General features: G+C 66.0%; 13 protein-coding genes. 8 read left to right on the top strand and 5 right to left on the bottom strand.

The annotated features are described in order from the left end of the window. Positions 1-13: 13 nt before the first annotated feature. The gene (locus ACN9M4_RS13900; RefSeq protein ID WP_426298827.1) at positions 14-643 is read right to left on the bottom strand and encodes a PH domain-containing protein; all 630 of its coding nucleotides are present in this window, start codon (positions 641-643) and stop codon (positions 14-16) included. 82 nt (positions 644-725) lie between these two features. Here ACN9M4_RS13900 and ACN9M4_RS13895 point away from each other — a divergent pair, with 82 nt between their 5' ends. After that, a complete protein-coding gene (locus ACN9M4_RS13895; protein ID WP_426298825.1) occupies positions 726-2,561 on the top strand; it encodes an ABC transporter ATP-binding protein in 1,836 nt (611 codons plus the stop codon). A gap of 115 nt (positions 2,562-2,676) precedes the next feature. On the opposite strand, the gene ACN9M4_RS13890 is transcribed toward ACN9M4_RS13895, so the two are convergent. Next, a complete protein-coding gene (locus tag ACN9M4_RS13890; protein WP_426298823.1) occupies positions 2,677-3,519 on the bottom strand; it encodes an SGNH/GDSL hydrolase family protein in 843 nt (280 codons plus the stop codon). Positions 3,520-3,800: 281 nt separating this feature from the next. Here ACN9M4_RS13890 and typA point away from each other — a divergent pair, with 281 nt between their 5' ends. Further along, positions 3,801-5,717, top strand: coding sequence for a translational GTPase TypA (typA, locus tag ACN9M4_RS13885; protein ID WP_426298821.1), 1,917 nt, complete (start codon positions 3,801-3,803; stop codon positions 5,715-5,717). 27 nt (positions 5,718-5,744) lie between these two features. Next, positions 5,745-6,119: a hypothetical protein gene (locus ACN9M4_RS13880; protein WP_426298819.1), complete on the top strand. Its 375-nt coding sequence runs from the start codon at positions 5,745-5,747 to the stop codon at positions 6,117-6,119. Between the two features lie 281 nt (positions 6,120-6,400). On the opposite strand, the gene ACN9M4_RS13875 is transcribed toward ACN9M4_RS13880, so the two are convergent. After that, a complete protein-coding gene (locus tag ACN9M4_RS13875) occupies positions 6,401-6,640 on the bottom strand; it encodes a hypothetical protein (protein WP_426298817.1) in 240 nt (79 codons plus the stop codon). 140 nt (positions 6,641-6,780) lie between these two features. Here ACN9M4_RS13875 and fdxA point away from each other — a divergent pair, with 140 nt between their 5' ends. From fdxA to ACN9M4_RS13860, 3 genes are all read left to right on the top strand, one after another. Then, positions 6,781-7,107, top strand: a complete 327-nt coding sequence (fdxA, locus tag ACN9M4_RS13870) for a ferredoxin (protein WP_018776555.1) — start codon at positions 6,781-6,783, stop codon at positions 7,105-7,107. Positions 7,108-7,121: 14 nt separating this feature from the next. Next, complete coding sequence (gene dapC, locus ACN9M4_RS13865) at positions 7,122-8,270, top strand: succinyldiaminopimelate transaminase (RefSeq protein WP_426298814.1); 1,149 nt, start codon at positions 7,122-7,124, stop codon at positions 8,268-8,270. A gap of 243 nt (positions 8,271-8,513) precedes the next feature. Beyond that, positions 8,514-9,797 carry a citrate synthase gene (locus tag ACN9M4_RS13860; RefSeq protein ID WP_426298812.1) on the top strand — a complete coding sequence of 428 codons (1,284 nt, stop codon included), beginning with the start codon at positions 8,514-8,516 and terminating at the stop codon, positions 9,795-9,797. 74 nt (positions 9,798-9,871) lie between these two features. On the opposite strand, the gene galE is transcribed toward ACN9M4_RS13860, so the two are convergent. Further along, positions 9,872-10,888, bottom strand: a complete 1,017-nt coding sequence (galE, locus tag ACN9M4_RS13855) for a UDP-glucose 4-epimerase GalE (protein WP_426298810.1) — start codon at positions 10,886-10,888, stop codon at positions 9,872-9,874. A gap of 115 nt (positions 10,889-11,003) precedes the next feature. Here galE and ACN9M4_RS13850 point away from each other — a divergent pair, with 115 nt between their 5' ends. Both ACN9M4_RS13850 and ACN9M4_RS13845 read left to right on the top strand, forming a co-directional pair. Then, positions 11,004-11,630 carry a TetR/AcrR family transcriptional regulator gene (locus tag ACN9M4_RS13850; protein WP_426298808.1) on the top strand — a complete coding sequence of 209 codons (627 nt, stop codon included), beginning with the start codon at positions 11,004-11,006 and terminating at the stop codon, positions 11,628-11,630. Between the two features lie 63 nt (positions 11,631-11,693). Continuing rightward, a complete protein-coding gene (locus ACN9M4_RS13845; RefSeq protein ID WP_426298806.1) occupies positions 11,694-12,305 on the top strand; it encodes a hypothetical protein in 612 nt (203 codons plus the stop codon). Positions 12,306-12,383: 78 nt separating this feature from the next. On the opposite strand, the gene ACN9M4_RS13840 is transcribed toward ACN9M4_RS13845, so the two are convergent. Beyond that, the gene (locus ACN9M4_RS13840; protein WP_426298804.1) at positions 12,384-13,238 is read right to left on the bottom strand and encodes a hypothetical protein; all 855 of its coding nucleotides are present in this window, start codon (positions 13,236-13,238) and stop codon (positions 12,384-12,386) included. Positions 13,239-13,240: the final 2 nt, after the last annotated feature.

The raw sequence follows: 13,240 nt of genomic DNA, 5'->3' as shown, positions 1-13,240 counted from the left end.
AGAATCCGTGAAGCTACAGTACGAAAACCGCCCAAGCGCCCGCGGCCGCCAGTACCAGGGTGACCACGATCCGCTGCCAGGCAAAGACCACCACGACGGGGGTGATGTCGGCGCGTCCGGCTTCGACCCGTCCCGCTTCAACCAGTTGCTCCCAGCGGGAACGCACCATGAGGGCGGCCGCGCCGGAATCGGTGTTCCGCAGGTCGCCGGGCCGGACGGACTGGGCCGGGCCGTAGCTGCCTCCCGGAAGGCCCTTGAGGTGCTCGGGGCGCGCGTTCCGTCCACCCCAGATTCCCGGAGCGGGCGCGGCCCAGGCGGCGTACTTGCGGTGCGGCGTGACCAGGGTCAGGGCGTACCGGGTGTCCACCGTGGCGAGCGCTTCCCACGGAACGGTGATGGTGCGGTAGGGGTTCTCCAGCGTCACCCCGGCATCGCGCACGACGACGGCGGGTCGCCAGAAGAGCAGCCAGCCCATGTAAGCGATGAACACCAGGGGAGCCGTGCCCGGCAGGCCGGCCGGCCCCGCGGAGGCGAGGGTGGCGGCAATTCCGATGGCCGCCGTGCCCCAGCAGATTCCGGCGAAAACCCGGCTGCTGCGCGCTGTGAAGATTTCGGTATTTCCGGCATGGGACTCTCGGCTCATGCCCCCAATGATTCAGGATTCCGGGCCGCTGCACTAATCACCCTGCGGCGCACTGTCCGGCTGGAAGGGAAGACCCAGAACAATGACTGACAACTCCGGGGCAATCCCCTTGGAAACAGATTCGGACAAGACCGCTCCCGGGGCGATGGTCCTGGAGGTCCGGGACCTCAGCGTCGACTTCGGCGTGGAAAAGAAATGGGTTCCCGCGGCCATCGGCCTGAACTACGAAGTCCGGGCGGGCGAGGTCCTGGCGATCGTCGGCGAGTCCGGCTCCGGCAAGAGCGCAAGCTCCATGGCCTTGCTGGGCCTGCTGCCGAGCAACAGCCGGGTACGGGGCAGCGTGAAGCTCTCCGGGCGGGAACTGATCGGTCCTGACGCCGGCAGGATCCGCGAAGTGCGCGGCAAGGATGTCGCCGTGATCTTCCAGGAACCCATGACGGCGCTCAACCCGGTGTACACCGTGGGCGCGCAGATCGTGGAGACGCTCCGGCTGCACAACGAAATCTCGCCGGACGAAGCGAGGGAACGGGCCCTGCACATGCTGGACCTCGTCGAGCTTCCGGACCCGGAGAAGGCCTTCAAGTCCTATCCGCACCAGCTGTCCGGCGGCCAGCGCCAGCGCGCCATGATCGCGCAGTCCCTGTCCTGCGATCCGAAGCTGCTGATCGCCGATGAGCCCACAACGGCCCTGGATGTCACGGTCCAGGCCGAAATCCTGGACCTCATGCGGCATCTGCGCAACAAACTGGACAGTGCCATCATCCTGATCACGCACGACATGGGAGTGGTGGCGGATCTCGCAGACCGGATCGCCGTCATGCGCAGGGGCGTGATCGTGGAAACGGGCACCGCCCAGCAGATCTTCAGCAACCCGCAGCACGAGTACACGCAGGCGCTCCTGGCGGCCGTTCCCCACCTGGGCCAGGGCGCCGACACCGCCGATGTGGACGTCACGGCGGCTCTCGCCGCGGCCACCCATTCCGAACTCGAATCAGTGGACCCTGAGGAACTGGCACGCCGCGAACGGGAGAACGCGGAAGCACTCAAGGCTGCGGCCGAGGAAGCCGCGAAGCCGAAAGGCGAACCGGTCCTTGAGCTGAGGGATGTTGCCATCGAATACCCCAAGCAGGGGCGGGTCCCGGCGTTCCGCGCGGTCGAAGGTGCAAACCTGGTGATTTACCCGGGCGAGGTTGTCGGACTTGTGGGTGAATCCGGCTCGGGCAAGACCACCATCGGCCGGGCCGCCGTCGGGCTCTTGCCGGTCGCGGAAGGCAGCATGCACGTCGTCGGGCAGGACATTTCGTTCGCGAAACGGAACGGCAAGCAGCTCCACAAGATCCGGCGGGACATCGGCATGGTCTTCCAGGACCCGTCTTCGTCCCTGAACCCGAGGCTGCCCATTGGCGAAAGCATCGGCGAGCCCATGTTCCTGGCTGGTGTGGCCAAGGGGGCGGCCCTGCAGAGCCGGATCGAAAAGCTCCTTGACCAGGTGGAGCTGCCGCGCGGCTACCGCAACCGCTATCCGCACGAGCTTTCCGGCGGCCAGAAGCAGCGCGTCGGCATTGCCCGGGCGCTGTCCCTGCAGCCCAAGCTCATGGTCGCTGACGAGCCGACGTCGGCCCTGGATGTTTCGGTCCAGGCCAAGGTGCTGGAACTGTTCCAGGCCCTGCAGCGCGAGCTCGGTTTCGCCTGCCTGTTCGTCACCCACGACCTTGCGGTGGTCGATGTGCTCGCCGACCGGATCTGTGTGATGCAACGCGGCCGGATTGTCGAGCAGGGCACCCGCGACCAGATTCTCCGGAACCCCCAGGAGGCCTACACCCAGCGGCTGCTTGCCGCCGTGCCGCTTCCGGATCCGGAAAAGCAACGGGAACGTCGCGAACTGCGTGCCCAGCTCCTCGCCGCAGGTATCGAGTGAAGGGGCGCCGCATAGCGGCATAGATTCCGCTGCCTAGGACGACGGCGGCCTTCCGCTGCAGGGCGGGAGGTCGCCGTCGTCCGTTTCCGGTGCGTTTCCGGCAGCCCGCGCGGACTCAGGACTCCGGGACGTCGGCCGCCAGGCCCAGCTCGGAGAGCCGCCGGGCAAGGACCGCCGCGAGTTTCCGGTGCCCCGGCCCGGCGAGGTGCACGCCATCCACGAGGTCCCCTCCGACGCCGTAGCGGGTAATCCAGTCGCCGACGCTGATGAAAGGAATATCGGCACTGCCGGCGATCCGGCCCAGCAAGGCATCGACTTCCGCGCGCCGCCCTCCACCATTGCCGGCCCCGCGGGAGAGCGTGCCGATCATTAGCAGGCGGCTGCCGGGGTAACGGCTCCGCAAGGCCGCGAGCAGCCGGTCGGCGTTCTCCTTGATCCGGGCGTCGTCCGCGCCTTGGCGGGCGTCGTTGCCGCCGCCCTGGACCACGATGAGCGGCGGGGAACCGTAGGGCAGCAGCCAGTCACCGTTCTGCAAGGCATCGATGTAGTTGCCGGTGCTGCTGTTGCTTGCAACGAAACCGGTCCCGCTCTTGCCTGCGTAGAACACTGTGTAGCCGAGGGCGGCGAGGGCGCTCCGCGGCCACGAGCCTTCCGGTTCCGACTGTGAATCGCCGATGAGCACGGCCGTGTGCCGGATGTCGGCCAGGACCAATTCGTCGCGGTTGTTGCGCGGGTTCCGGTACACGGAGCCTGGCGGGAGGCTGGCCGGGTCCGGCTCGGAAAGTCCCGCCGCCGGTTTCGGAGCGGCAACGGGCTGGCCGGATGCGGCCACGGGAACGGCGGTCCGCTTGCCTGTTCCGGTGGTCTCCCTTCCGGACGGCTCTGCGCAGCCGGAGCAGACCAGGGCGAGGGCGAGCAGGGGGGCCGCGCCGAATAGTGCGGCGCTTCGGGTTCGCATGTGGTTCTCCTGGCGGCTTGCTGCGATCTTCACTGCAATGCTGGGGCATCGGGATCCCAAATGACAGGGCCCGGAGATTTCTGTTCTGCAACAAACTGCGGCGGAGCCTGTGACGACGGACACTTTTGGCCCCGCTGCCCGGCTGGCGTTAGGCCAACCATTGCCGCAGCATCTAGAATTTAGGGAGGTGCCCTGTGCAAAGGGTCTGATCGTCGTGCGTTCCGTCTTAGGAAATGGCGCGATACCACAGCTGACTTCACCACTGAATCGAGCCATTACGCATGTCTGAAACCACCACCCGCATTGCCTCGCGCAGTGATCTCCGCAACGTAGCGATTGTGGCCCACGTTGACCACGGCAAGACCACCTTGGTCGACGCCATGCTCAAGCAGACCAACTCCTTCGCAGCGCACGGCGAGGTTGAAGACCGGGTCATGGACTCCGGCGACCTGGAACGCGAAAAGGGCATCACCATCCTCGCCAAGAACACCACGGTTGCCTATAATGGCCCGTCGTCCAATGGCGAAACCATCACCATCAACGTCATCGACACCCCCGGCCACGCCGACTTCGGTGGCGAGGTGGAGCGCGGCCTGTCCATGGTTGACGGCGTCGTGCTGCTGGTGGACTCCTCCGAAGGTCCGCTCCCGCAGACCCGCTTCGTCCTCCGCAAGGCCCTTGCCGCGCACCTGCCCGTGATCCTGCTGGTCAACAAGACCGACCGCCCGGACGCCCGCATCGAGGAAGTCGTCCACGAGTCCATGGACCTGCTCCTGGGCCTGGCCTCCGACCTGGCCGACGAGGTTCCGGACCTGGACCTGGACAAGGTCCTGGAAGTTCCCGTCGTCTACGCCGCCGCCAAGGTGGGCCGTGCCTCCCTCGAGCAGCCGGCCGACGGCTCCGCTCCGGACAACGAGGACCTCGAGCCGCTCTTCAAGACGATCATCGAGCACATCCCGGCTCCCACGTACAACCCCGATGGCGTTCTGCAGGCGCACGTGACCAACCTGGACGCCTCGCCGTTCCTTGGCCGTCTCGCCCTGCTGCGTATCTACAACGGCACCCTCCGCAAGGGCCAGCAGGTTGCCTGGGCCCGCCAGGACGGCGAGCTGAAGACCGTTAAGATCACCGAACTCCTGGCCACCAAGGCCCTGGAGCGCGTCCCGGCCGAATCCGCCGGCCCGGGTGAGATTGTCGCCGTCGCCGGTATCGAGGACATCACCATCGGTGAGACCCTGACCGACGTCGAAAACCCGCAGCCGCTGCCCCTCATCACGGTGGACGACCCCGCGATCTCCATGACGATCGGTATCAACACCTCGCCGCTGGCCGGCAAGGTCAAGGGTGCCAAGGTCACAGCCCGCCAGGTCAAGGACCGCCTCGACAAGGAACTGATCGGTAACGTGTCCATCAAGGTCCTTCCCACCGAGCGTCCCGACGCCTGGGAAGTCCAGGGCCGTGGCGAGCTTGCCCTCGCCATCCTCGTGGAGCAGATGCGCCGTGAAGGTTTCGAGCTGACGGTGGGCAAGCCGCAGGTGGTCACCCGGACCATCGACGGCAAGGTCCACGAGCCGATGGAACACATGACCATCGACGTGCCTGAGGAGTACCTCGGCGCCGTCACGCAGCTCATGGCCGCCCGCAAGGGCCGCATGACCAACATGGCCAACCACGGCACCGGCTGGTGCCGCATGGAGTTCATCGTCCCTGCCCGTGGCCTGATCGGTTTCCGCACCAAGTTCCTGACCGACACTCGCGGCGCCGGTATCGCTTCCTCGATCGCCGAAGGCTACGAGCCGTGGGCCGGCCCGATCGAATACCGCACCAACGGTTCGATGGTGGCCGACCGCGCAGGCGTGGTGACCCCGTTCGCCATGATCAACCTGCAAGAGCGCGGTTCCTTCTTCGTGAAGCCCACGTCCGAGGTCTACGAAGGCATGATTGTCGGCGAGAACTCCCGCGCCGACGACATGGATGTCAACATCACGAAGGAAAAGAAGCTCACCAACATGCGTGCGGCTTCCTCCGACTCCTTCGAGAACCTGACCCCGCCGCGCGAACTGACCCTCGAAGAGTCCCTCGAATTCGCCCGCGAAGACGAATGCGTCGAGGTCACCCCGGAGGACATCCGCATCCGCAAGGTCATTCTGGACGCCAACGAGCGCGCCAAGGCTGCCCGCGCCCGCGCCAAGGCCTAAGGGCCCGGCAGCAGTCCGGCTGAAGCAGTGAACAAGAGGGTCACCGGAGCGTTCCGCGGCATCGCCGCAGCGCTTCCGGTGGCCCTTTTCGCTGCCCTGGCCGGCACCGCCTTGCACCGGCAGTCGGTGCAGCTGGCCGGCGTCGAGATTTTCTGGGGACCCGCGGCGGCGCTACTGCTGCTCGCCGGCTTGGAACTGCTGCTGGCAGGTAGGTACCGGTCCTTGATCCCGACGGCGGCTGCCGGTGTGTTCTGCTATGTCCTGGTGGGGCTGCTCGGGGCAGCCGGTCCCGGAAAACAGCTCATCCTCGCCGATGTGCCCGGCAATGTGTGGGTGTACGGGATCGCCGGCGTGACCCTCGTGATGATGTTGGCGTGCCAGGTGTTTACGCGCCCCCGTTGAACCCGGCTCCTCGCCGGACATGTCCAGCCCGGGGGACCAGAAGTGGACACATTCTTTCGATGGTGGTGCCCCATTCTCAATCGCTCCGTAAGACCCTGCGTTCGATGGATCAGGCGGCGTAATCAGTCGATGCGCAAAGCGACGTATGTCCACGCTTTTGCAAGAAGCAATGGACATGTCCCATGCCCGGCGTGAAGGGTGGACACATGGGTGTTATGTCCGGTCCTGGTAGCGAGGGGTGGACATGTCCGGTGGGGTTGGGTAACGGCTGCGCCGTGAAGTCACGCCCCGTTGCGTGCGTTCCGCCGCGGCGGGGGTGGTGGGACCGCTTTGGCCGCCACCACCAGCTCCAGGGGGATCTCGACGTCGGACTGGCGGGTGCGGATGGTGCAGGAGCCGGCGGCGGCGGAAAGCAACTCGCCGAGGGCATCCGTGAAGCCTCCCTCGATCCGGTAGCGCACAACCACTCGTGTTCCTTTGGCGGCGGACAGCAGGAAATCCTGGGGACGGGACGGGTTCACCAGTTCATAGTAAGACGCTGGCTAGGTTCGTGCCTTGGGCCTGTTGGATAATAGGCTCAGAATTCAACAGGTCCGGCGGACAAGGCCGGATGCACCATCCGGGCAGCCGCCCGGGAGCAACTCTGGGAGAGGCAAGGGACGTGACTTACGTAATCGCGCAGCCGTGTGTGGACGTCAAGGACAAGGCATGTATCGAGGAATGCCCGGTTGACTGCATCTATGAAGGCGAGCGGTCCCTCTACATCCACCCGGACGAGTGCGTTGACTGCGGCGCCTGCGAGCCCGTGTGCCCGGTGGAGGCCATCTACTACGAAGATGACACCCCGGAAGAGTGGGCGGACTACTACAAGGCCAACGTGGAGTTCTTCGATGACCTCGGCTCGCCCGGTGGCGCCGCCAAGATCGGCAACACCGGCAAGGACCACCCCTTCATCGCTGCCCTGCCCCCGCAGAACCAGGACCACTAGGACCGGGTGCACTTTTGATTTCCGCGGCGCCGTCTTTCGGCCTTGACCTGCCCGATTACCCGTGGGAAGCCATGGCCCCATACCTTGCCAAGGCTTCGGAACACCCGGGGGGAGTCGTCAACCTCTCCATCGGGACGCCGGTGGATCCGACGCCGCAACTGGTGAGGGATGCCCTTGCCGCGGCCTCTGACTCGCACGGTTATCCGACGGTCCACGGCACCGAAGCCTTGCGCCAAGCGGTGTCCGACTGGTTCGCGGCGCGGCGCGGAGTCCCGGGACTCGATCCCAAGGATGTACTGCCGACCATCGGTTCCAAGGAACTGGTGGCTTGGCTGCCGTTCCTGCTGGGGCTGCGCCCCGGCGACGTCGTTGTGCGACCGACGGTCGCGTACCCTACGTACGACATCGGTGCCACTCTCGCGGGTGCCACTGCTGTCGCCGCGGACGACCTCGATGAGCTCGACGCCGCGACCCGCGCCAAGGTCCGCCTGGTCTGGGTCAACTCGCCCGGCAATCCCACCGGAAGTGTCCGGGACGTTGAATCCCTGAGGGCGATCGTGGAGCAGGCCCGCCAAGTGGGTGCGGTGGTGGCTTCCGACGAATGTTACGCCGAGCTCGGCTGGGGGGAATGGGATGCCCAGCGCGGTGGCGAAGCCGTTCCCAGCATCCTCGATCCCCGGGTCAGCGGCGGCTCCAACGACGGCCTGCTCAGCGTCTACTCCCTGAGCAAGCAGTCCAACCTCGCCGGTTACCGTGCCGCGTTCGTGGCAGGGGATTCCGCCATCGTGGCCAACCTGGTCAACAGCCGCAAGCACGCGGGCATGATTGTGCCCTATCCGGTGCAGGAAGCCATGCGCGTGGCTTTGGGCGACGCCGGGCATGTCCTGGCGCAGAAGGACCTCTACCGTTCCCGGCGCGAACGGCTGCTGCCGGCCCTCGAAGGTTTCGGGCTGAAGATCCACGAATCAAAGGCCGGGCTGTATCTCTGGGCGACAGCCGGTGAAGCCACCTGGGACACGGTTCAGCGTTTCGCGGAACTCGGCATCGTCGTCGGACCCGGTGTCTTCTACGGCGACGCCGGAAAGGGTTTCGTCCGGGTGGCCCTGACCGGCTCGGACGAGCGGATCGACGCCGCAGTGGAGCGCCTGGGCGCCAGCGGCTGAACTCGCGCCGCCGGCTTAGTGAGCTGCGGCACATTCGGGGCCCCGGGCAGGGTAACCGGGCTTCCCGGATTAGTTCCTCCCGGGCGCTGGGGGTAGCTTATTACTGACTATTGATGGTGGCTTTCCAAGGAAAGCAGTCCAATCGACCGGACTACAACCGGCAGGATGCGCCCGGCGGGCGCCACCGGAAGTTGGTTGGATCAAGCTTTCTACGGAGGCCAAGAGCCTCATGAAGGGGACTCCATGACTGAGACCACCAGCGCCACGCTGCGCCACGCCGGCGGCGAACTCGAACTCCCGCGGATCAAGGTTGTCGAAGGGAACGAGGGTTACGACGTTTCCAAGCTGCTGAAGCAGACGGGTGCCGTCACCTACGACCCCGGCTTCATGAACACTGCGGCCACTACCTCCGCAATCACCTACATCGACGGCGATGCCGGCGTCCTGCGCTACCGCGGATACCCGATCGAGCAGCTCGCGGAACACTCCAGCTTCCTGGAGGTGTCCTACCTGCTGATCTACGGCAACCTGCCGACGCCGACGGAACTGGAAGAGTTCGACCAGAAGATCCGCCGCCACACGCTGCTCCACGAAGACCTCAAGGGCTTCTTCGGCGGTTTCCCGCGCGACGCGCACCCGATGCCCGTGTTGTCCTCGGCCGTCTCTGCGCTGTCGACCTTCTACCAGGATTCCCTGGACCCGTTCAACCCGGACCACGTGGAAGTTTCCACCATCCGCCTCATGGCCAAGCTGCCGGTGATCGCTGCCTACGCGCACAAGAAGTCAATCGGCCAGCCGATGTTGTACCCGGACAACTCCATGAACCTCGTGGAGAACTTCCTCCGCCTGAGCTTCGGCCTGCCCGCCGAGCAGTACGAGCTGGACCCGATCATCGTCAAGGCCCTGGACCTGCTGCTCATCCTCCACGCGGACCACGAGCAGAACTGTTCCACCTCCACCGTGCGCCTGGTGGGCTCCGCCAACGCCAACCTCTTCGCTTCGGTGTCTGCGGGCATCAACGCCCTCTTTGGCCCCGCCCACGGCGGCGCGAACGAGGCCGTTCTGAAGATGCTGCGCCAGATCCAGGCCGACGGCATCAAGCCCGAGGACTACATGGAGAAGGTCAAGAACAAGGAAGACGGCGTCCGCCTCATGGGCTTCGGGCACCGCGTTTACAAGAACTACGATCCGCGCGCCAAGATCATCAAGGCCACCGCTCACGAGATCCTCGGCAAGCTCGGCGGCAACGACGAACTGCTGGACATCGCGATGCGCCTCGAAGAGAAGGCCCTGGCTGACGACTACTTCATCCAGCGCAAGCTCTACCCGAACGTCGACTTCTACACCGGCCTGATCTACAAGGCCATGGGCTTCCCGGAGAAGATGTTCACCGTGCTGTTCGCCATCGGCCGCCTGCCCGGCTGGATTGCGCAGTGGCGTGAAATGATCACCGACCCCGCCACGAAGATCGGCCGTCCGCGGCAGCTCTACACCGGGGAACCGGAGCGCGACTACCCGGCTATCTGACCGGCAGCTTACGACGGCGGCCGCCCACCTTTCGAGGTGGGCGGCCGTTTGCGTCGTGCTGGCTGCTGCCGGTGTCAGGAAGCGTTGTAGCCGTGGGGGTTGTTTTTTTGCCAGCGCCAGTGGTCCTGGCACATCTGGTCGATGGTTTTGCTGGTGGACCAGCCCAGGTCGGCCAGGGCGGAGGAGGCGTCGGCCCAGAAGGCGGGCAGGTCCCCGGCGCGGCGGCCGGTGATTTCGTACGGGAGGGGGTGGCCGACGGCTTTTTCGAAGGCGTGCAGCATTTCCAGCACGGAGGTGCCGCGGCCGGAGCCGAGGTTCCAGCGGTGCACCCCGGGCCGGGCGGTGACGTAATCCAGGGCCGCGACGTGGCCTTCGGCGAGGTCCACGACGTGGATGTAGTCCCGCAGGCAGGTCCCGTCGGGGGTGTCGTAGTCCCCGCCGAAGACCATGAGTTTCTCGCGCCTGCCCACGGCGACCTGGGCGATGAAGGGCACCAGGTTGTTCGGGATGCCCTGGGGGTCCTCGCCGATCCGGCCCGAGGGGTGGGCGCCGACGGGGTTGAAGTAGCGCAGCAGTGCCACGTGCCAGCGGGCGTCCGCGGCGCCGAGGTCGGTGAGGATGTCCTCGATCTGTTCCTTGGTGCGCCCGTAGGGGTTGTTCGCCCCGATTTCCATTTTCTCGATGTACGGGACGGGGTTGTGTTCGCCGTACACGGTGGCCGAGGAGGAGAACACGATCGACCGCACGCCGTGGGCGTCCATGGCCCGCAGCAGGTTCAGGGTGCCCACGATGTTGTTGTAGTAGTAGTTCAGGGGTTCCTGCACGGATTCGCCCACGGCCTTGAGCCCGGCGAAGTGGATGACCGCGTCGATGGCGTGGGCGGCGAAGATTTCCTCCAGGGCCGGTTCGTCCAGCAGGTCGGCCTGGTGGAACACCGCGGCACGTCCGGCCAGTTCGGCGACCCGGCGCAGGGACTCCTCGCTGGAGTTGGCCAGGTTGTCCACCACGACGACGTCGTGGCCGGTTTCCAGCAGGGACAGGACCGTATGCGAGCCGATATAGCCCGTGCCACCGGTAACAAGAATTCTCATGGTCTCAACGCTAGCCGAAACTCCGGAGCGCCCTGTTCCGTGTTTCATGCACCACAAGCGGGGGGCCGCGGGCATGGCTGACGGCAGTTGAAGCACGATTGTGCTAAAAAGGCATGTGCCAAAAATTGTAGATGCCAGCGCCAGGCGCCAGGATGTGGTCGACGCCGTCTTCAGGATCATCGCCTCCGACGGGCTGGAACGGGCTTCCCTGCGCGAAGTGGCAGACGAAGCAGGGCTGGCCGTGGGCTCGGTGCGGCACTACTTCGCCACCAGCGACGAGTTGCTCCAGCACTCCTTCTCCGTGGTGATCGACCGGATCGCCGGCCGGCTCGAGGCTTCCCTGGACGCCGTCCGGCAGGAAGTCCCGGGCAGTCCCGGCCATCACGAGGCAGTGCTGCTGCTCCTGGGGCAGCTCCTGCCGCTGGACGAGGAAAGAGCCGTCGACGTCTGCGTCTGGCTGGCTTTCCGCAATGCCGCCCGGATCAAAGCGGTGTTCGCAGCGGAGGCCGCACGCAGCCACCGGGCAGTGGCCGCCGTCGTCGGGCAGCTGATCATGCAGCTGCTGCCCGGCAGTGCTGAGCAGCAGGACATCCTCGTCACGGAGGCCGAAAGGCTCCTCGCGACGCTGGATGGACTGTGCCTGCACGCCCTGCTGCAATCCGAATGGATGACCGCACAGATGTGCCGGGATGTCCTCGAAGCGCATCTGGCGGGCCTGGGCATGCTTTCCCACCGCGGTTAACCTCGGGGGACAACAGGAATAAACTGGAAGTCTGGACAGGCACCGGCCAAAGGAGGCATTCGGATGCATGACGCAGGCGGTCAGGGATGGCGGATAACCATGGATACGTCATCTCCGATTCTCATTGCCTTGTATCTGAGGGATGTCGCAGGACTGGACGGTGCGGGAACGCCCGCCCTTTCCCATGCCACCCCGAAAGTCAGGCATGCGGACCACAGCCACCTGACGGCGGAGGTGGGCGGAATGAGCGCCCTCAAAACAGAATGGGAAGCCTGGTGGCGCCAGTTGCTGAAGGCCTACCCCGATGAAGCCCCCGAGCTGTCACCCCCGGAATTCAAGGCCTTCGCAAATTCCCCGGCGCTTCAGCGGGTGCTGCAGGCGCACTTCGGCGCCGCTCTGAGCTGGGCCCGCGAACGTGTGGCGGAGTACCAGGAGATCGAAGCCGAACGGGAGGCCAGCGGCGCCACCCTGATGCTGGGGGACCTGGTCCAGGACCGGCTTCTGGAAGTCGGGCGCAGCTCCCGGGACTTCCGGCTCAGCATCATCGAACTGCCCTTGAACGAACCCCGGGCCTGGTATCTGGAACCGGACAAGATGATCATGAGCGACAAGTTGCTCTCCCAACCGGAGATCTTCCGCAGCTATGTGCAGCCGGTCGTGGAGATGCTCGCCTGAGCACAAAGGCCACGCTTGAGCACCAAGGCCACGCTTGAGCACCGGGCCACGCTTGAGCACCGGGCCACGCGGGGCGGTTCAGCCACGCGGTGCCGAGACAGTGACCGTCAGTGTTCCGGGGGCAGCCGCGGATTCCTGCCAGCCCTTGTGGTTGTCCCTGTTCCAGGTATGGCCGTCCAGCTCCACCTGCGTGACCGACAGGGACTTGGCGTTCGCCACGGTCCACTGGGCCAGCGCCCATGCCCCGGAGCCGCGGGAGTAGCGGCCCGAATCGATCCGAACCGTACGGCCCTGGCTCGTTGCGGAAACGCGGCCGAACGCCGTCGTCATCGCTGCCACGACGTCGTCGGGATTCCCGGCGCTGTCCGCGGTCCGCAGGGTGCAGTCCAGCGCAGCGGAGGACTGTCCGGTGAGGGAGGACGCGAAGGCACGGCCCATGGCTTCATGCTGCGCGTAGGCCTGCGGGAACGCTGAACGCTGGACGGTCTGGGCTGCTTCGGTGATTTCCATCGACTGGTAGTCGGGAACCTTCACCAGACCGTTGTAGAAGGCGTTGCTGGCGTGGACGGGGTCCATGACCTGGGCCTCCGTGCCCCAGCCCTGGGAAGGCCGCTGCTGGAAGAGGCCACGGGAGTCCGGGCCGGCCTGGTCGCCGTAGTCGATGTTCCGGAGCCTGGACTCCTGCATGGCCGTGGCCAGCGCGATGGTCGCGGCGCGGGGCGGCAGCCCACGGCGCACCGCAACGGAGGTAATGAGGGCCGCGTTGGCGGCCTGGTCGGTTGCCAGCTCAAAGGAGGCAGTGCCGACGACGGCGGTGCAGCGCTCCGTGACCAGGGTCTCGGAGCGCTGCAGGACCGTTGTGACTGCGTAGACGGCGCCCGCCGTGAGGGCCAGCGCCAGCAGCAGTGTGAGGGTGCGTCGGAGGCGGCGCATCC

Origin of the sequence: Arthrobacter sp. R-11 (genome assembly GCF_049913155.1) — a bacterium.
Lineage (GTDB): Bacteria > Actinomycetota > Actinomycetes > Actinomycetales > Micrococcaceae > Arthrobacter.
This window is presented reverse-complemented; position numbering and strand designations above follow the sequence as displayed.

Bases quoted from the DNA above. Each gene is read 5' to 3' on its own strand.
- ACN9M4_RS13900 (WP_426298827.1), bottom strand. From the start codon at position 643: ATGAGCCGAGAGTCCCATGCCGGAAATACCGAAATCTTCACAGCGCGC.
- ACN9M4_RS13895 (WP_426298825.1), top strand. From the start codon at position 726: ATGACTGACAACTCCGGGGCAATCCCCTTGGAAACAGATTCGGACAAG.
- ACN9M4_RS13890 (WP_426298823.1), bottom strand. From the start codon at position 3,519: ATGCGAACCCGAAGCGCCGCACTATTCGGCGCGGCCCCCCTGCTCGCC.
- typA (WP_426298821.1), top strand. From the start codon at position 3,801: ATGTCTGAAACCACCACCCGCATTGCCTCGCGCAGTGATCTCCGCAAC.
- ACN9M4_RS13860 (WP_426298812.1), top strand. From the start codon at position 8,514: ATGACTGAGACCACCAGCGCCACGCTGCGCCACGCCGGCGGCGAACTC.
- galE (WP_426298810.1), bottom strand. From the start codon at position 10,888: ATGAGAATTCTTGTTACCGGTGGCACGGGCTATATCGGCTCGCATACG.
- ACN9M4_RS13845 (WP_426298806.1), top strand. From the start codon at position 11,694: ATGCATGACGCAGGCGGTCAGGGATGGCGGATAACCATGGATACGTCA.
- ACN9M4_RS13840 (WP_426298804.1), bottom strand. From the start codon at position 13,238: ATGCGCCGCCTCCGACGCACCCTCACACTGCTGCTGGCGCTGGCCCTC.